This window comes from Paraburkholderia sp. Cpub6, assembly GCF_014201065.1.
Lineage (GTDB): Bacteria > Pseudomonadota > Gammaproteobacteria > Burkholderiales > Burkholderiaceae > Paraburkholderia > Paraburkholderia tuberum.
Genome location: NZ_JACHDM010000022.1, coordinates 89,015 through 106,083 on the forward strand (window position 1 = coordinate 89,015; position 17,069 = coordinate 106,083).

A 17,069-nucleotide genomic window follows, 5' to 3' on the forward strand; every position below is an offset into this window, starting at 1 on the left:
ATGAACGCAGTAGCAAGAAAGAAGGGACTGGGCCGCGGTCTGGAGGCATTGCTCGGCGGCACCGCCGATATCACCGAGGCAGCGGTGATCGACGGCGCGCCGAATGTGTTGCCGCTCGGCAAGATGCAGGCGGGCAAATACCAGCCGCGCACGCGCATGGACGAAGGCGCGCTGCAGGAGCTTGCGGCGAGCATCCGCGCGCAAGGGCTGATGCAGCCGATTCTCGTGCGTCCGATCGCGGCGGACCGCTATGAGATCATCGCGGGGGAGCGGCGTTTTCGCGCGGCGCGGCTCGCTGGCCTCGACGAGGTGCCGGTGCTTGTGAAGGACGTGCCCGACCAGGCCGCCGCGGCGATGGCGCTGATCGAAAACATCCAGCGCGAGGATCTGAATCCCCTCGAAGAGGCCCAGGGTATCCAGCGCCTGCTCGACGAATTCAATTTCACGCATGAGCAGGCGGCAGAGTCGGTGGGCCGCTCGCGAAGCGCGGTGTCGAACCTGCTGCGTCTGCTGAACCTTGCGACACCGGTACAGACGATGTTGCTCGCCGGCGATCTCGACATGGGCCACGCTCGCGCGCTGCTCGCCGTCGATGCCGCGACACAGATCACGCTGGCCAACCAGGTCGTCAACAAGCGCCTGTCTGTGCGCGAGACGGAAAAGCTGGTTGCGATGACCACGAAGGTGACGCCGGCGGCCAAGGCCCGCGCGAATCCGGACGGCGGCCGTGACACGCGACGCCTGGAAGAGGAACTGTCGGACCTGCTGTCCGCTACGGTGAAAATCAAGCTCGGCCGACGCGGTCGCGGCCAGGTGCTGGTGGACTTCGGCGATCTCGACGCGCTGGAAGGCATTCTGGTTCGTTTGCGCGGGAACGCGAACGTCTGAGCACAGATTGGCGCTTAGCAGGCAAGAGTGGTGAACGGCTGGCGGCCTGTGCATGAGCACTGCCGCGAGTTGGTCTACCTCGGTGCGAGCGACTATTGTGGATTCCAAAACAACCGATGCACGAATAATCAGGAATCCTAGCTTCAGACGCTCCACATTCACGCGATAATCATCCTGACGAGCCGCTATCAAAAGCGACCCGATCATCATCGAAATTTGCGGTGAGGCTGATTCAGCTCATTAGAAGAGCTATCCCGTTCAGCCCTTAAAAAAGAGGCATTTGTTGCATTTTCGAGACGTCTGCCGCTGCGTCGGAACGCACTGCCAACGAGCTTCGATCCACGTGACCACCCGCACGGGTTTTGCCGCCCCCCGCCCGCCTTACATTTGACGTGTTTCGCGTCGTTAGCGTACGTTTTACCGCATCGTGAAGGGAAGTTTCACGCGGCTATAGGCTGGCCTAAAGTCTTGAATTGCCTGCAACTATCGCTTACAATCGCCCGGATTTAATTGCACGGCAACCCCGTAAGCGCTGCGTAAACTCGCGGGCTGAACGAGACTTTCGGAACATTGCGATGGCGGTCAAAACGTCGAATCTGTCGCCGGAGAATGGTGACGACAGACACCGCGCTGAACGCTCCGCACCCGAGATGTCCTCCAGTCGGCAGTTCGATCCGGCCGAAGCGTGGGATGACGCGCAGGAAGATAACAATATCGTTCCGCTCACGCGGGCCGAGGCGGAAAAGCTGTTTGGTCCCGGCGTGGGTCGTCCATCGCGCGTAACGCCGTTCAGGGTCGTCGCAGCGCAAATGGTTTTGTCCCTGGTCGCAACGCTGTTGTGGTGGCTGTTCTACAAGCCGCCGGGCGCTGCTGCGCTGTCCGCGTTCCTCGGGGGGGCGATCTGTTGGGTGCCGGGCGCGTTGTTCGCGGCACGACTGAAAAAGCAGGGCGGCGCCGAGACCGTGATGAGCTGGATGATCGGCGAAGCACTCAAGATGGGGACAACGATTGCGATGTTTGTCGCAATCGCCTTCTGGTATCACGACGTACGCTGGATTCCGCTGCTCGTGACCTACCTCATCGCGCTGAAGACTTACTGGATCGCCTTGGCGTGGCGCTAAGGTAGCAGCACAAAAAACAGCAGCAAAAAGAATTTAAGGCCGGCGCGCAGCGCCGGCACGGGTGTGCGGGTGAGACAGGGCCCGCACCCGGCGCGTTCCCGCAACACAGTGTTCCGGCGGGAGCGGCCTCGAACGATTTTCGACAATTTGGGTGGCTTTAACGATATGGCAGCTAGCGAAGGCACGCGCGCAATGGATCCGTCCGAGTACATCGCGCACCACTTGCAGAACTTTTCCACCGCACACCAGACGTCGATTTTCGACATCCATGTGTGGAATCTCGACACCCTTTTCTGGTCGATCGTGTGCGGCCTCGTCACGATCTTCGTGCTGCATCTGGCAGCCCGCAAGGCAACGGCCGGCGTGCCGGGTCGCTTCCAATGCGCGATCGAAATGCTTGTCGAAATGGTCGAGGATCAATCGAAGGCCATGATCCACGGCTCGCGCACCTTCATCGCGCCGCTCGCGCTGACCGTGTTCGTCTGGGTCGCGCTAATGAACTCACTCGACTTCATTCCCGTCGACCTGCCGGGCCGTGTGATCGGCTGGCTGGGTCTGTCCGAAGCCATCCCACACCACCGCATCGTGCCGACCGCCGACCTGAACGGCACGATCGGTATCGCGCTCGGCGTGTTCGTGCTGATGATTTACTACAACTTCAAGATCAAGGGCGCTGGCGGCTTCGTGCATGAACTGCTGTCCGCTCCGTTCGGCGCGCATCCGCTGCTGTGGATCCCGAACCTCGCACTGAACATCATCGAGTTCGTCGCGAAGACGGTCTCGCTCGGCATGCGGTTGTTCGGCAACATGTACGCGGGCGAACTGTTGTTCCTGCTGATTGCCCTGCTCGGCAGCCTCTGGAGCTTCGGCGCGGACACGACGGTGCTTGGCTTCATCGGCCACGTGGTCGCCGGCACAGTGTGGTCAATCTTCCACATCCTGATCGTTCTGCTGCAGGCGTTCATTTTCATGATGCTGACGCTGGTGTACATCGGCCAGGCACACGACACGCACTAACCTGCGTTGTCGGCAAAGAATCGTAGTTTTTTAAATCCCAGTTCCAACCAGTTCTAAAAGACTTTTCACAAAGGAGTGATCATGCAAGCTTTCATCGCCAACATCCAGGGTCTGACCGCCATCGGTATCGGCATCATCATCGGCCTGGGTGCTATCGGCGCCTGTATCGGTATCGGTCTGATGGGTGGCAAGTACATCGAAGCATGCGCCCGTCAACCGGAACTGATGAACCCGCTGCAAACCAAGATGTTCCTGCTGGCTGGTCTGATCGATGCGGCGTTCCTGATTGGCGTTGGTGTGGCAATGCTGTTTGCGTTCGCGAACCCGCTGCTCTCGAAGCTGGCAGGCTGAGGTTCCTCGGAGGTTTGCGCCTGAGCTATAACAGGTAAAGGCGCAGGGCGGAACGGGTACTGGGGCGCTGATCGAGCAGAATCGATGAGCGCCTTGCCGTTTCACTTTCCGAACTAGCAACGTTTAAGGAAACACCGTGAATCTCAACGCAACCCTGTTTGCGCAAATGGTCGTGTTCCTGATCCTCGCGTGGTTCACGATGAAATTCGTGTGGCCGCCGCTGATCAACGCCATCGACGAGCGCGCGAGGAAGATCGCCGACGGTCTGTCCGCCGCGGAAAAGGGCAAGCAGGAACTCGAAGCCGCTCACAAGCGCGTCGACCAGGAACTGGCTCAGGCTCGCAACGACGGCCAGCAACGCATTGCCGACGCTGAAAAGCGCGCCGTCGCAGTCGCCGACGAAATCAAGGCTCAGGCGCAGGCGGAAGCCGCCCGCATCATCGCGCAGGCGAAGGCCGACGCGGATCAGCAAGTCGTGAAGGCGCGCGAAGCGCTGCGTGGCGAAGTTGCTGCACTCGCTGTGAAGGGCGCTGAACAGATCCTGCAGCGCGAAGTCGACCAGGCGGCTCATGCTGACCTGCTGAATCAACTGAAAGCCGAGCTCTGATCATGGCCGAACTTGCAACCATCGCCCGTCCGTACGCGGAAGCGCTGTTTGGCGTGGCCGAAGCTGGTGACATCGCCGCCTGGTCCACGCTCGTGCAGGAGCTGGCACAGGTTGCGCGTCTGCCCGAAGTGCTGTCGATCGCCTCGAGCCCGAAAGTGAGCCGTGCCCAGGTAAGCGATCTGCTGCTGGCCGCGGTCAAGTCGCCGCTCAAGGACAACGCGCAAGCGAAGAATCTGGTGCAGATGCTGGTGGACAACCATCGCCTGCAGCTGCTGCCGGAAATCGCCTCGCAGTTCGAAGAGTTGAAGAACGCCCGCGAAGGGGCAGCAGATGTGCTGATCGTCAGCGCATTCCCGCTCGAAGGTGCGCAGTTGAACGAACTCGTCGCAAGCCTCGAACGCAAGTTCAAGCGCAAGCTGAAGCCGACGGTCGAAGTCGATCACTCGCTGATCGGCGGCGTACGCGTGACGGTCGGCGACGAAGTGCTCGATACCTCGGTCCGCGCGCGGCTCGCCAGCATGCAAACGGCCCTGACGGCCTGAAGCGCTTCGCGTTTTAGCGGCTGGCACGCAACAGAATTGACTATCAGGAGCGAATAATGCAACTCAATCCCTCTGAGATCAGCGAGCTGATCAAGAGCCGGATCCAGGGCCTTGAAGCGAGCGCAGACGTTCGCAACCAGGGCACCGTGATCTCCGTGACCGACGGTATCGTGCGTATCCACGGCCTGTCGGAAGTGATGCAGGGCGAAATGCTCGAATTCCCGGGCAACACCTTCGGTCTCGCACTGAACCTCGAGCGCGACTCGGTCGGCGCCGTGATTCTGGGTGAATACGAACACATTTCGGAAGGCGACATCGTCAAGACGACGGGCCGCATTCTGGAAGTGCCGGTGGGTCCGGAACTGCTCGGCCGCGTGGTCGACACACTCGGCAACCCGATCGACGGCAAAGGCCCGATCAACGCGAAGAAGACCGATGCAATCGAAAAGATTGCTCCGGGCGTGATCTGGCGTAAGTCGGTTTCGGAACCGGTCCAGACCGGTCTGAAGTCGATCGACGCGATGGTGCCGATCGGCCGTGGCCAGCGTGAGCTGATCATCGGCGACCGCCAGTGCGGCAAGACCGCGGTCGCAGTCGACGCGATCATCAACCAGAAGGGCAAGAACCTCTTCTGTATCTACGTCGCGATCGGCCAGAAGGCTTCGTCGATCATGAATGTGGTGCGCAAGCTGGAAGAAACCGGCGCGCTGGAATACACGATCGTCGTGTCCGCTTCGGCTTCGGAATCGGCCGCGATGCAATACCTCGCGCCGTACGCCGGCTGCACGATGGGCGAATACTTCCGCGATCGCGGCCAGGACGCGCTGATCGTTTATGACGACTTGACCAAGCAGGCTTGGGCATACCGTCAGATCTCGCTGCTGCTGCGCCGCCCGCCGGGCCGTGAAGCTTACCCGGGTGACGTGTTCTATCTGCACTCGCGTCTGCTCGAGCGTGCTGCTCGCGTCTCGGAAGAGTACGTCGAGAAGTTCACCAATGGTGAAGTGAAGGGCAGGAGCGGTTCGCTGACGGCACTGCCGGTCATCGAGACGCAGGCAGGCGACGTGACCGCATTCGTTCCGACGAACGTGATCTCGATTACCGATGGCCAGATCTTCCTTGAAACCGACCTCTTCAACGCAGGTATCCGCCCGGCAATCAACGCCGGCGTGTCGGTGTCGCGTGTGGGTGGCGCGGCTCAAACGAAGGTCGTGAAGAAGCTGTCGGGCGGTATCCGTACCGACCTGGCGCAGTACCGCGAACTCGCTGCGTTCGCGCAGTTCGCATCGGACCTCGACGAAGCGACCCGCAAGCAGCTCGAGCGCGGCCGCCGCGTGACGGAACTGCTGAAGCAGCCGCAGTATCAGCCGCTGCAAGTGTGGGAACTGGCTGTGTCGCTGTTCGCGGCGAACAACGGCTATCTCGACGACCTCGAAGTTGCTCAAGTCCTGCCGTTCGAAAAAGGCTTGCGCGACCACCTGAAGTCGAGCCATGCTGACCTGGTCAAGCGTATCGAAGATACCAAGGAACTCTCGAAGGACGACGAAGGCCTGCTGCACACGGCCGTCAAAGACTTCAAGAAGTCCGGCGCTTATTGATCCGCGAGTGATCCGCAAGGCATAAACGGACCTTGAAGCGGCGCGGGCCGCATGCGAATGCTCCCGCGCTACTTCGGCCGCATTGCATGGGACCCGAGTAAGCGCTAAAGCGCTAACTCGGGCCGACAAAGGAGCAAGCAATGGCTGGAATGAAGGAAATTCGCGGCAAGATCAAGAGCGTGCAAAACACGCGCAAGATCACGAAAGCGATGGAGATGGTGGCCGCATCGAAGATGCGCCGCGCTCAGGAGCGCATGCGCGCTGCTCGCCCGTATGCCGACAAGGTCCGCGATATCGCCGCGCACATGAGCCGCGCGAACCCGGAGTATCGTCACCCGTTCATGGTGTCGAACGAAGGCGCGAAGGCGGCCGGCATCATCCTCGTCACGACTGATAAAGGTCTGTGCGGCGGGATGAACACCAACGTGCTGCGTGCGTCGCTGCAGAAGTTCAAGGAACTGGAAGGCCAGGGCAAGACGATCGAGGCAACCGCGATCGGCAGCAGGGGCTTGGGCTTCCTGAACCGACTGCAGGCGAAAGTCGTGTCGAACGTCGTGCAACTGGGCGATACGCCGCATCTGGAAAAACTGATCGGCGCTGTGAAGGTGCAGCTCGACCTGTACTCGGAAGGGAAGATTTCGGCGGTGTACCTCGCGTACACGCGCTTCGTCAACACGATGAAGCAGGAGCCGGTGATCGAGCAACTGCTGCCATTGTCGGCGGACCAGTTCGAGCGCACGGAAGAAGACGGTACGACGCCGAGCACGCAGTGGGACTACATCTACGAGCCGGATGCGCAGGCAGTGGTGGACGAACTGCTGGTGCGTTATGTCGAAGCGCTGGTCTATCAGGCCGTCGCGGAAAACATGGCATCGGAGCAGTCGGCCCGCATGGTCGCGATGAAAGCCGCTTCGGACAATGCGAAGACGGTCATCAACGATCTGCAGCTCGTCTACAACAAGAGCCGTCAGGCCGCGATCACGAAAGAACTGTCGGAAATCGTCGGTGGAGCGGCGGCCGTCTGACCCCGGTCAGGCAGGTCGTTGCGTGTGCGCCCGAGCGGCGCACCCATCGGAGAAACTGCGCCTTTGCGCGAGTGAAGAATTGAGTATCTAAAGGAAAAGCGATGAGTACCACTGCTTTGGTAGAAGGCAAGATCGTACAGTGCATCGGCGCGGTGATCGACGTGGAATTTCCGCGTGAAACCATGCCGAAGATCTACGACGCGCTCATTCTGGAAGGTTCGGAACTGACGCTCGAAGTCCAGCAGCAGCTGGGCGACGGCGTGGTCCGTACCATCTGTCTGGGTGCTTCGGATGGTCTGCGCCGCGGCACGATCGTCAAGAACACGGGCAACCCGATCAGCGTGCCGGTCGGCAAGCCGACCCTCGGCCGTATCATGGACGTGCTTGGCCGTCCGATCGACGAAGCCGGCCCGATCTCGAGCGAAACCACGCGTGCGATCCACCAGAAGGCTCCGGCGTTCGACCAACTGTCGCCGTCGACCGAACTGCTCGAAACCGGCATCAAGGTTATCGACCTGATCTGCCCGTTCGCGAAGGGCGGTAAGGTGGGTCTGTTCGGTGGCGCCGGCGTGGGCAAGACCGTGAACATGATGGAACTGATCAACAACATCGCGAAGGAACACGGCGGTTACTCCGTGTTCGCCGGTGTGGGCGAGCGTACCCGCGAAGGGAACGACTTCTATCATGAAATGAAGGACTCGAACGTTCTCGACAAGGTCGCGCTGGTGTACGGCCAGATGAACGAGCCGCCGGGCAACCGTCTGCGCGTCGCGCTGACCGGCCTGACGATGGCCGAGCACTTCCGTGACGAAGGCCTCGACGTGCTGTTCTTCGTCGACAACATCTACCGTTTCACGCTGGCCGGTACCGAAGTGTCGGCACTGCTCGGCCGTATGCCGTCGGCAGTGGGCTATCAGCCGACGCTGGCTGAAGAAATGGGCAAGTTGCAGGAGCGTATTACGTCGACCAAGACTGGCTCGATCACGTCGGTGCAGGCCGTGTACGTCCCTGCAGACGACTTGACCGACCCATCGCCGGCTACGACCTTCGGCCACCTCGACGCAACCGTCGTGCTGTCGCGTGACATCGCTTCGCTCGGTATCTACCCCGCGGTGGACCCGCTCGATTCGACCTCGCGTCAGATCGACCCGCACGTGATCGGCGAAGAGCACTACTCGATCACGCGCGGCGTGCAGCAAACGCTGCAGCGCTACAAGGAACTGCGCGACATTATCGCGATTCTGGGCATGGACGAACTCGCGCCGGAAGACAAGCTTTCCGTCGCGCGCGCTCGCAAGATTCAGCGTTTCCTGTCGCAGCCGTTCCACGTCGCTGAAGTGTTCACGGGTTCGCCGGGCAAGTACGTGCCGCTGAAGGAAACGATCCGTGGCTTCAAGATGATCGTCGAAGGCGAGTGCGACCACCTGCCGGAGCAAGCGTTCTACATGGTCGGCACGATCGACGAAGCGTTCGAAAAAGCCAAGAAGATCCAGTAAAGGTCGGGTGTAACGAAGCGGGCGCCGACCTCGCGCATCACGGCTGCCAAAACGGTAGTGTTGCGCAAAGCCAGCGTCTTTGATTACGCTCAACCCGCCTTGCATGGGACGGGAGTCAGCACTCAAGCGCTAACTCTCGTCGACAGGAGTCGACACATATGGCAACCATTAAAGTAGACGTCGTCAGCGCGGAAGAGGAAATCTTCTCGGGCCAGGCGAAGTTCGTCGCGCTGCCAGGCGAAGCGGGTGAACTCGGCATTCTGCCGGGCCACACGCCGCTCATCACGCGGATCCGTCCGGGTGCGGTGCGCATCGAAGTTGAAAACGGCGAAGAAGAGTTTGTGTTCGTCGCCGGCGGCATCCTCGAAGTCCAACCGGGTGCAGTGACGGTTCTCGCCGACACCGCGATCCGCGGCAAGGATCTCGACGAAGCCAAGGCCGAAGACGCACGCAAGCGTGCGGAAGAGGCGCTGCAGAACACGGGCTCGAACCTCGAGTACGCGACCGCACAGGCGGAACTCGCGTACGCGACGGCGCAACTCGCGGCAATCCAGCGTTTGCGCAAGCTGCGCGGCCAGCACTAAAGCAGCACGTAGTAGAAGAAAGCAGCCTGCGCGGCTGCTTTTTTTTTGATAGCTAGTTGACGTTTACGTAAAGGTCGGCAAAATCCACGAGGTTGGAGTAACGGACGGTCACCGCTCGCCGCGCTCGATGCGACGCGGTGCGGGTAAGACTTGATGCCGGCCGGATACGCGCCGGTGCACAATCGATTTCAAATTCATTTCAATCGAGCGCGCTTGCGCTCACGGAGACAACACCATGGCAACGCATAGCTCGGGAGAAGGTGCGCTCATCGAACCCGCGGATGGACTGTCGTATGTGCGCGGGTCGACTGAAAATCCGTTGAGCGAAGCGACCGTCGGCGAGCTTCTGCGCGACACCGTTGCGCGCTTTCCCGACCGGCCGGCCGTGGTGTTTCGGGAGCAGCGCATCCGCTGGACGTGGAGCGAATTCGCGCAGGAAGTGGATGTGCTTGCGTCCGGGCTGCTTGCACTCGGCATCGCGAAGGGCGATCGCGTCGGCATCTGGTCGCCGAACCGCGTCGAGTGGCTGCTGACGCAGTTCGCGACCGCGCGTATCGGCGCGATCCTCGTCAACATCAATCCTGCCTACCGGCTCGCGGAGCTCGAATACGCGCTGAACAAGGCCGGTTGCAAGACGATCATCACCGCCGAGCGCTTCAAGACGTCGATGTACCTCGAGATGCTGCAGGAACTCGCGCCCGAATTGGCGACGCAGCCGCCGGGTGAACTGCATGCCGCGCGGCTGGCGGAACTGCGCTACGTGATCCGCATGTGCGACACGGAGACGCCAGGCATGCTGAGCTTTTCCGACGTGATCGAGCGTGGCCGTGCGTCGTTCGACGCCACTCGGCTCGATGCGATCGGCGCGACGCTGTCGTGCCGGGAGCCGATCAACATCCAGTTCACGAGCGGCACGACGGGCAATCCGAAGGGCGCGACGCTGACGCATCGCAACGTCGTGAACAACGCGCGCTATATCGCGATGGCGATGCGGCTCAGCGAGCAGGACGGCCTGTGCATTCCAGTGCCGCTGTACCACTGCTTCGGGATGGTGCTGGCGGTGCTCGCGTGCGTGTCGGTCGGGGCGAACATGGTGTTTCCGGGCGAGGGCTTCGATCCGGCCGCGACACTCACCGCGACCGCGGAGGAAAAATGCACCGCGCTGCACGGCGTCCCGACGATGTTCATCGCAGAACTCGACCATCCGACCTTCCCCTCGTACGACTTCTCGCGGCTGCGCACCGGCATCATGGCGGGCTCGCCGTGCCCGATCGAGACGATGAAGAAGGTCGTCTCGAAGATGCACCTGAGCGAGATCACGATCGCCTACGGCATGACGGAAACCAGCCCAGTCTCGTTCCAGAGCTCGACGACCGATCCGCTCGACAAGCGTACGACGACAGTCGGGCGCATCCAGCCGCATCTCGAAGTGAAAATCGTCGATCCGCTCGGCAATATCGTGCCGGTCGGCGAAACGGGCGAGCTATGCACGCGCGGCTACTCGGTGATGCTCGGTTACTGGGGGGAGGAAGCGAAGACGCACGAGAGTATCGTCGACGGCTGGATGCACACGGGCGACCTGGCGACGCTCGACGCCGAAGGCTATTGCAACATCGTAGGCCGGCTGAAGGACATGCTGATCCGCGGCGGCGAAAACATCTATCCGCGCGAGATCGAGGAGTTTCTGTTCCGTCACCCGAAGATCCAGAGCGTGCAGGTGTTCGGCGTGCCCGATACCAGGTATGGCGAAGAAGTATGCGCGTGGATCGTGCTGCGGACCGGCGAACAGGCGACGGCAGAAGAAATCCAGCAGTTCTGCCAGGGACAGATTGCGCACTACAAGGTGCCGCGATATATCCGCTTCGTCGATGAACTGCCGATGACCGTGACCGGCAAGGTGCAAAAATTCGTGATGCGCGAACGGATGATCGGCGAGTTGAAACTCAGAGAGCACAAGACGGCATGACGCCACCGCAGCACGCTGCGCAGCCAAACATGCCAAATAGGTACGGTAGAACCGGAATTGCGCGGCAAAGATTCGTCGCGCGCAAACGTTTGAGCAGGCGAAAAAAAAGCGGGCCTGGAGCCCGCTAAAAACCACACGCTACGGGGTTAGCGCGAGGAGACCAAAGATGGGACGGTAGTCACGACGACCCTGCGTCGATGACGGCCCCAGCAGGGATGCCCCTTTACAGGGCTTCGGCAAGCGCCGACCGGCAAGTGCATCGTATCCGCTCACACCACGCACACAGCCACATCCGTGTTGAAACCGTTGAGGGCATTGTGGGCGAATTACCCTAGGAACGCGGTAACAAAGTGTTTCAGGTTGTAACGCCCGCCAGATAAGGCGCTGCGGGATTTATTGCCAAAATGAAACCTTTAAAACGTAGTTATTACCGATGACTATGCCGCAATTTAATACGCATGATTGATGCCATTCATGACGCCTGGTGCAGCAGAAATTGGGTCACTCATCAGCGTGAAATGGTTGCGTCTGCAGCGTTCGAGCGACGAATTTCCTGCGGAACCAGCGCTGTGACCCTGCCCCGAAATACATCGCAATTCGATGAAAAACCTGTGGTGCAATGCAGCAAAGCGAATCCGCTTGTGCAGCGTATTGGAAAGGGGCGCATCGCTGCACCTTGGACCTGACCCGGACAGTTATACGACCCGACCACGTCGCCCTTCGTTACATCATCGCCGGCACCCAAATCTCCAGGCGCGCGCAGGCCCCCCTCGCAATCAGTCAGCAACTGACGGCCTCCAACGGACACGGTCGGCTTACTTCAACCACTTGTCCGAGATAGCCTGATACTCGCCGGTCGCTCGAGCGAGATGCAGCCACTGATCGACGTATTGCTGGAACGCGACATCCCCGCGCGGTAGCAACCAGGCCTTCTCGCCGTACTGGAACGGCTTGTCCGGATGCACCGAGCAGAGGCCGGGAGTGAGTTTCTGCTGCAGCAGCGTTTCCGACGCATCCGTCACCATCACGTCCGCCTTGCCCGCGAGGATCTGCTTGAAGATTGTCACGTTGTCCGGATAAACGGTCACGTTTGCGTGTGTGAAGTATTGCTTCGCGAACTTCTCGTTGGTGCCCCCCGGATTGACGATCACTCGTGTGGACGGTTGATCGATCTGCGCGACCGTCTGATATTTGTTGACGTCGTCGCAACGGACGATCGGCGTTTTGCCGTCGATCATGTAAGCCTGTGTGAAGAACGCATGCTTCTGGCGCTCGAGCGTCGGCGACACACCGCCAATGCCGATGTCGCACTTTGCGACGAAGTCGTTCATCAGGTTCGACCACGACGTCTTGACGAACTCGACCTTCACGCCGAGCGACTTCGCGAGCGATTCAGCCATGTCGATATCGATGCCCTCGAACTGGCCATCGCCCCTGTAGAACGAATACGGCTTGTAGTCGCCGGTAGTGCAAGCGCGCAGCGTGCCGCGGCTGATGATGTCGTCGAGCCTGGACGGCGCGGGCGCGGCGTTTTGCGCGCTGGCTACGCCGACGTGCATCAGGACGCCGGCGAGCGCGCCAAGCATTGCGAGTGCTGCCTTCTTCATCGAGTCTCCTGGTCGTGTGTAGTGTGTAATTCATCGGCAATGCTGTCGGATAGTAGCTTGGCAGGGCGGGCTTGAACATCGGCCGTTCAGCCAGGGCGACCCGGGCAGCGGAAGACATCGACCCTGACCCGTGCGGGCAGTGGCGGGCGGTAGTTGATCGAGGTGCGTCCGAGCTGCTTGCCGCCCGCTTCCCACGACGCGCCGTCGCAACATTCATTACCCCGCGACGCGCGATGTCCGGAGCCGCCTCCGGTAAAATGCTCCTTTGCCCTCAGCTCTTCAGTCGCACGCAACGTGGCCCATCAACTCCTGAACGACACTTTTCTGCGCGCGCTGCTGCGCCAGCCCACCGACTACACGCCGATCTGGCTGATGCGGCAGGCTGGCCGCTATCTGCCGGAATACAACGCCACGCGCGGCCGCGCGGGCAGTTTCCTCGGTCTCGCGAAGAACCCGGCTTTCGCGACGGAAGTCACCTTGCAGCCCCTCGATCGCTATCCGCTCGACGCCGCGATCCTGTTCTCCGACATCCTGACCGTGCCCGACGCGATGGGCCTCGGTCTCGAGTTCGTCAATGGCGAAGGGCCGAGATTTGCCCGTCCGGTGCGCACCGAAGACGACGTCGCGCGCCTGGCGGTGCCCGACATCGACGCGACACTGCGCTACGTGACCGACGCCGTGCGTGAAATCCGCTCGGCGCTGAAGGACGCGCAAGGCCGCCAGCGCGTGCCTCTGATCGGCTTCTCAGGCAGCCCGTGGACGCTCGCGTGCTACATGGTGGAAGGCGGCGGCTCGGCGGACTTTCGCACCGTCAAATCGATGCTATACGCGCGTCCCGATCTGCTGCAGCGGGTTCTCGAGGTCAACGCGCGCTCGGTCGCGGCATATCTGAACGCGCAGATCGAAGCTGGCGCGCAAGCGGTGATGATTTTCGACACATGGGGCGGAGCGCTCGCCGATGGCATCTATCAGCGCTTTTCGCTGCGCTACATCGAGCAGGTGGTCAGCCAGCTGAAGCGCGAACACGACGGCGAAAAGGTGCCCGTCATCGCGTTCACGAAGGGGGGCGGCTTGTGGCTCGACGACATCGCCGCGAGCGGCGTCGACGCGGTGGGCCTCGACTGGACCGTGAACCTCGGCAAGGCGCGCGAACGTGTCGGTGGCAAGGTGGCGCTTCAGGGCAACATCGATCCGTCGGTGCTGTTTGCGCCGCCTGCCGCGATCCGCATGGAAGCGCGCGCGGTGCTCGACAGTTTCGGCAACCATCCTGGCCACGTTTTCAATCTGGGTCACGGCATTTCACAGTTCACGCCGCCAGAGCATGTTGCTGAACTGGTCGACGAAGTGCATCGTCACAGCCGCGCTATTCGTAGTGGCGCACCTACGCCCGCGTGAGTGTGTAATCATTACCGTTTCTTGTTGCGTCGCAGCGAATTGGGCTCTCGCCCTAAGGACCGCAGCTCCGCGAATAGGCCGCCAGATGGTGGTCTTACGAAAGTCAAGGGTTGACTTATGCACACTTCGCACGCTGCGGCGCGGTAGAGACTTTAATCGTGCCCCGACCCTTGCACATGCTCGGCGCATTTGATCTGAGCCTTGTCCGGCAAGGGTTTGCGGGGCGCGTGATGAAATGTGCGGAATCCCACACAAGGCCGTCGCCGCGCCGTTTGCGGCCCGTCGAAGCGAAGTTCTCAACAAAGTTATCCACAGGGCCGCGAGCCGAGCGCAATTGTTCAGTCGAATCCAAAACTTAGCGGTGAAATTAAGGTTTTACTTTAACTTCTACGGCTTCGCGTCCCATGCGACCCACCTCGCGCCGCGAGTTGGCCTCGTGCCGGCTCATCCTCAGCGCCACGCCGAGTGAACGAAATGTTCGTCCGCGTCGCGCTCGACCATCCGCTGCCGACCCTGTTCGACTACCGCTGCGACATCTCCGGGGCGGCTGTCGCAGGCACGCTCGTCAGCGTTCCGTTTGGCAAGCGGCACGTGGTGGGGCTCGTTTGCGAAGTGACCGCTCACAGCGACGTGCCGGCCGAGCGCCTGCGTGATGTGGATGAGGTCTGCACGGCGTGTCCGCCGGTGTCGACAGATTGGCTCGCGCTCGCCGCATTCGCCGCGGACTACTATCAGCGCGGTCTCGGCGAAGTGGCGCTGCCGGGGCTGCCGCAGGCGCTGCGCGACGCGTCGCGCTGGTCGCGGCTGTTCGCCCCGGAAGAGCGCTATCGGTTGACGGCCGAGGGCCGCACGGTATTGCCTGACGCCTTGCCGGCCCGCGCGACCGCGCTCCGAGCGCTCGCGCAAGCGCTCGCTCAAGCCGACTTCCTCCTCGCTGCCGACGCCCGCGCACTGCATCCGAAGGCGCTGGCGACACTCGACACATGGCAGACGGCAGGCTGGGTCACGCTCGATGTGATCGACGCCGCCACGGTGCCCGCCGCCGCGTCGCTGCCGAACATGCCCGCGCCTGCCCAGCCAACCCTCACCGACGAACAGGCGAGTGCCGTCGAAGCGATCCGCGACGCCCACGGCTTCGCGCCGTTCCTGCTGCACGGGGTGACGGGCAGCGGCAAGACCGAGGTGTATCTGCGCGCGCTCGCCGCGATTCTGGCCGGCAAGCCCGATGCGCAAGCGCTCGTGCTGGTACCGGAAATCAACCTGACGCCGCAGTTCGAGGCGGCGTTCCGCGCCCGCTTCGCCGCGCTCGACGCCAGCGCGATCGTCACGCTGCATAGCGGCCTCGCCGAAGGCGAGCGCGCCCGCAACTGGTTCGCCGCGCACACCGGCCGCGCGCGCATCGTGCTCGGCACGCGGCTCGCGGTGCTCGCGTCGCTGCCGCGGCTGGCGATCATCGTCGTCGACGAGGAGCACGATCCGGCCTACAAGCAGCAGGAAGGCTTGCGCTATTCGGCGCGCGATCTCGCGATCTATCGGGCGAAGCAACTCGGCGTGCCGGTCGTGCTTGGCTCGGCGACGCCGTCGCTCGAGAGCTGGTGGCAGGCAGATCAGGGCCGCTACGAGCGGCTCACGCTGTCGCGCCGCGCCGTCGCCGAGGCCGCACTGCCGAGCGTGCGTCTCATCGATCTCGAAGACGAGCGCCGGCGCGGGCGGGCATCGATCGAAGGTTTGTCGGGCCCGTTGATCGCCGCGATAAAGGCGCGGCTCGAACGCGGCGAGCAGAGCCTCGTGTTCCTCAACCGCCGTGGCTACGCGCCGCAACTCGCCTGCGACGCGTGCGGCTGGGTGGCCGGTTGTCCGCGCTGCAGCGCCTACGTCGTGCTGCACAAGCCCGAGCGCGCGCTGCGCTGCCATCACTGCGGCTGGGAGTCTCGTATCCCGCGTTCGTGCCCGGAGTGCGGCAACGTCGATATCGCACCGCTCGGGCGCGGCACGCAGCGCGTCGAGGAAACGCTTGCGAGCGCGGTGCCGGGCGCCCGTGTGCTGCGTATCGACGCCGACAGCACGCGCCGCAAGGGAAGCGCGCAGGCGTTGTTCTCGGACGTGCACGCGGGCGAGGTCGATATTCTGGTCGGCACGCAGATGATCGCGAAGGGACACGATTTCCAGCGCGTGTCACTGGTTGGCGTGCTGAACGCCGATACCGCGCTGTTTTCGCATGATTTCCGCGCGAGCGAGCGCCTGTTCGCGCAGCTGATGCAGGTGAGCGGCCGCGCGGGCCGCGCCGGTCTGCCGGGCGAAGTGCTGGTGCAGACGCGCTATCCGCGTCACGCGCTGTATCACGCGCTGTGCCGTCATGACTACGTCGGCTTCGCCAATGCGACGCTCGCCGAGCGACGCGACGCGCACCTGCCGCCGTTCGTCTACCAGGCGCTGTTGCGCGCCGAAGGCCGCACGCTCGAAGCGGCGCTCGCGTTTCTGCAGCAGGCCGCCGCCGAACTTGCGCGGATTCCTGCCGCCGGGCGCGTCACCGTCTACGACGCAGTGCCGCTCACGATCGTCAAGGTGATGCACGTGCATCGCGCGCAGCTGCTGATCGAATGCGCATCGCGCGCGGCGCTGCAGGCTACGCTGCGCGCGTGGCAGCCACTGTTGCGCGCGCTCAAGGGCGTGCTGCGCTGGAACCTCGAAGTCGATCCGCTCGACATCTGACGCCACGGGCCAGATGACGCCCGCCATACTTCTTTGAGTCATATCCATAGAGCGAATGATCGTTTCGCTTTGCGATCCCGCTCGCCTATAGTCGCCAAATCGGCGAATTTTGGGGCTAAACGACAATAACTTCGCGCCGATGCCACTCAACTTTCGCGGG

At 62.2% G+C, this 17,069-nt stretch carries 14 protein-coding genes; 13 read left to right on the forward strand and 1 reads right to left on the reverse strand.

Annotation, left to right across the window (positions count from 1 at the left end; translation table 11 throughout):
• From HDG33_RS28240 to HDG33_RS28290, 11 genes are all read left to right on the forward strand, one after another.
• Nucleotides 1-888, forward strand: coding sequence for a ParB/RepB/Spo0J family partition protein (locus HDG33_RS28240; RefSeq protein WP_090802389.1), 888 nt, complete (start codon nt 1-3; stop codon nt 886-888).
• Nucleotides 889-1,463: 575 nt separating this feature from the next.
• Nucleotides 1,464-2,009, forward strand: coding sequence for an ATP synthase subunit I (locus tag HDG33_RS28245; protein ID WP_090802391.1), 546 nt, complete (start codon nt 1,464-1,466; stop codon nt 2,007-2,009).
• Between the two features lie 165 nt (nt 2,010-2,174).
• Nucleotides 2,175-3,026 (forward strand): F0F1 ATP synthase subunit A, encoded by an 852-nt coding sequence (gene atpB, locus HDG33_RS28250; protein ID WP_026225522.1) that lies wholly within the window; start codon nt 2,175-2,177, stop codon nt 3,024-3,026.
• 81 nt (nt 3,027-3,107) lie between these two features.
• Nucleotides 3,108-3,377 carry a F0F1 ATP synthase subunit C gene (gene atpE, locus HDG33_RS28255; RefSeq protein WP_007180033.1) on the forward strand — a complete coding sequence of 90 codons (270 nt, stop codon included), beginning with the start codon at nt 3,108-3,110 and terminating at the stop codon, nt 3,375-3,377.
• Nucleotides 3,378-3,513: 136 nt separating this feature from the next.
• On the forward strand, nt 3,514-3,984 hold the full coding sequence (locus HDG33_RS28260; protein ID WP_090802394.1) for a F0F1 ATP synthase subunit B: 471 nt from the start codon (nt 3,514-3,516) through the stop codon (nt 3,982-3,984).
• A gap of 2 nt (nt 3,985-3,986) precedes the next feature.
• Entirely contained in the window at nt 3,987-4,526 is a 540-nt protein-coding gene (locus HDG33_RS28265; protein WP_090802396.1) for a F0F1 ATP synthase subunit delta, read from the forward strand.
• A gap of 56 nt (nt 4,527-4,582) precedes the next feature.
• Nucleotides 4,583-6,124, forward strand: a complete 1,542-nt coding sequence (atpA, locus tag HDG33_RS28270) for a F0F1 ATP synthase subunit alpha (RefSeq protein WP_184036907.1) — start codon at nt 4,583-4,585, stop codon at nt 6,122-6,124.
• Nucleotides 6,125-6,264: 140 nt separating this feature from the next.
• Nucleotides 6,265-7,149 carry a F0F1 ATP synthase subunit gamma gene (gene atpG, locus HDG33_RS28275; protein ID WP_184036910.1) on the forward strand — a complete coding sequence of 295 codons (885 nt, stop codon included), beginning with the start codon at nt 6,265-6,267 and terminating at the stop codon, nt 7,147-7,149.
• Between the two features lie 101 nt (nt 7,150-7,250).
• Nucleotides 7,251-8,645: a F0F1 ATP synthase subunit beta gene (atpD, locus tag HDG33_RS28280; RefSeq protein WP_184036913.1), complete on the forward strand. Its 1,395-nt coding sequence runs from the start codon at nt 7,251-7,253 to the stop codon at nt 8,643-8,645.
• A 158-nt stretch (nt 8,646-8,803) separates the two neighbouring features.
• Nucleotides 8,804-9,229 carry a F0F1 ATP synthase subunit epsilon gene (locus HDG33_RS28285; protein ID WP_008917918.1) on the forward strand — a complete coding sequence of 142 codons (426 nt, stop codon included), beginning with the start codon at nt 8,804-8,806 and terminating at the stop codon, nt 9,227-9,229.
• Nucleotides 9,230-9,464: 235 nt separating this feature from the next.
• Nucleotides 9,465-11,195 (forward strand): AMP-binding protein, encoded by a 1,731-nt coding sequence (locus HDG33_RS28290; protein ID WP_184036916.1) that lies wholly within the window; start codon nt 9,465-9,467, stop codon nt 11,193-11,195.
• A gap of 815 nt (nt 11,196-12,010) precedes the next feature.
• Here HDG33_RS28290 and HDG33_RS28295 read toward each other — a convergent pair.
• On the reverse strand, nt 12,011-12,802 hold the full coding sequence (locus HDG33_RS28295; RefSeq protein WP_184036918.1) for a transporter substrate-binding domain-containing protein: 792 nt from the start codon (nt 12,800-12,802) through the stop codon (nt 12,011-12,013).
• A 294-nt stretch (nt 12,803-13,096) separates the two neighbouring features.
• On the opposite strand from HDG33_RS28295, the gene hemE reads away from it, so the two are divergent.
• Nucleotides 13,097-14,197: a uroporphyrinogen decarboxylase gene (gene hemE / locus HDG33_RS28300; protein ID WP_184036921.1), complete on the forward strand. Its 1,101-nt coding sequence runs from the start codon at nt 13,097-13,099 to the stop codon at nt 14,195-14,197.
• A gap of 474 nt (nt 14,198-14,671) precedes the next feature.
• Nucleotides 14,672-16,909 (forward strand): primosomal protein N', encoded by a 2,238-nt coding sequence (locus HDG33_RS28305; RefSeq protein ID WP_184036924.1) that lies wholly within the window; start codon nt 14,672-14,674, stop codon nt 16,907-16,909.
• Nucleotides 16,910-17,069 lie beyond the last annotated feature (160 nt).

Bases quoted from the DNA above. Each gene is read 5' to 3' on its own strand.
- atpB (WP_026225522.1), top strand. From the start codon at position 2,175: ATGGCAGCTAGCGAAGGCACGCGCGCAATGGATCCGTCCGAGTACATC.
- HDG33_RS28295 (WP_184036918.1), bottom strand. From the start codon at position 12,802: ATGAAGAAGGCAGCACTCGCAATGCTTGGCGCGCTCGCCGGCGTCCTG.
- HDG33_RS28240 (WP_090802389.1), top strand. From the start codon at position 1: ATGAACGCAGTAGCAAGAAAGAAGGGACTGGGCCGCGGTCTGGAGGCA.
- atpE (WP_007180033.1), top strand. From the start codon at position 3,108: ATGCAAGCTTTCATCGCCAACATCCAGGGTCTGACCGCCATCGGTATC.
- HDG33_RS28285 (WP_008917918.1), top strand. From the start codon at position 8,804: ATGGCAACCATTAAAGTAGACGTCGTCAGCGCGGAAGAGGAAATCTTC.
- HDG33_RS28290 (WP_184036916.1), top strand. From the start codon at position 9,465: ATGGCAACGCATAGCTCGGGAGAAGGTGCGCTCATCGAACCCGCGGAT.
- atpG (WP_184036910.1), top strand. From the start codon at position 6,265: ATGGCTGGAATGAAGGAAATTCGCGGCAAGATCAAGAGCGTGCAAAAC.
- atpD (WP_184036913.1), top strand. From the start codon at position 7,251: ATGAGTACCACTGCTTTGGTAGAAGGCAAGATCGTACAGTGCATCGGC.
- HDG33_RS28265 (WP_090802396.1), top strand. From the start codon at position 3,987: ATGGCCGAACTTGCAACCATCGCCCGTCCGTACGCGGAAGCGCTGTTT.
- HDG33_RS28245 (WP_090802391.1), top strand. From the start codon at position 1,464: ATGGCGGTCAAAACGTCGAATCTGTCGCCGGAGAATGGTGACGACAGA.
- HDG33_RS28305 (WP_184036924.1), top strand. From the start codon at position 14,672: ATGTTCGTCCGCGTCGCGCTCGACCATCCGCTGCCGACCCTGTTCGAC.
- atpA (WP_184036907.1), top strand. From the start codon at position 4,583: ATGCAACTCAATCCCTCTGAGATCAGCGAGCTGATCAAGAGCCGGATC.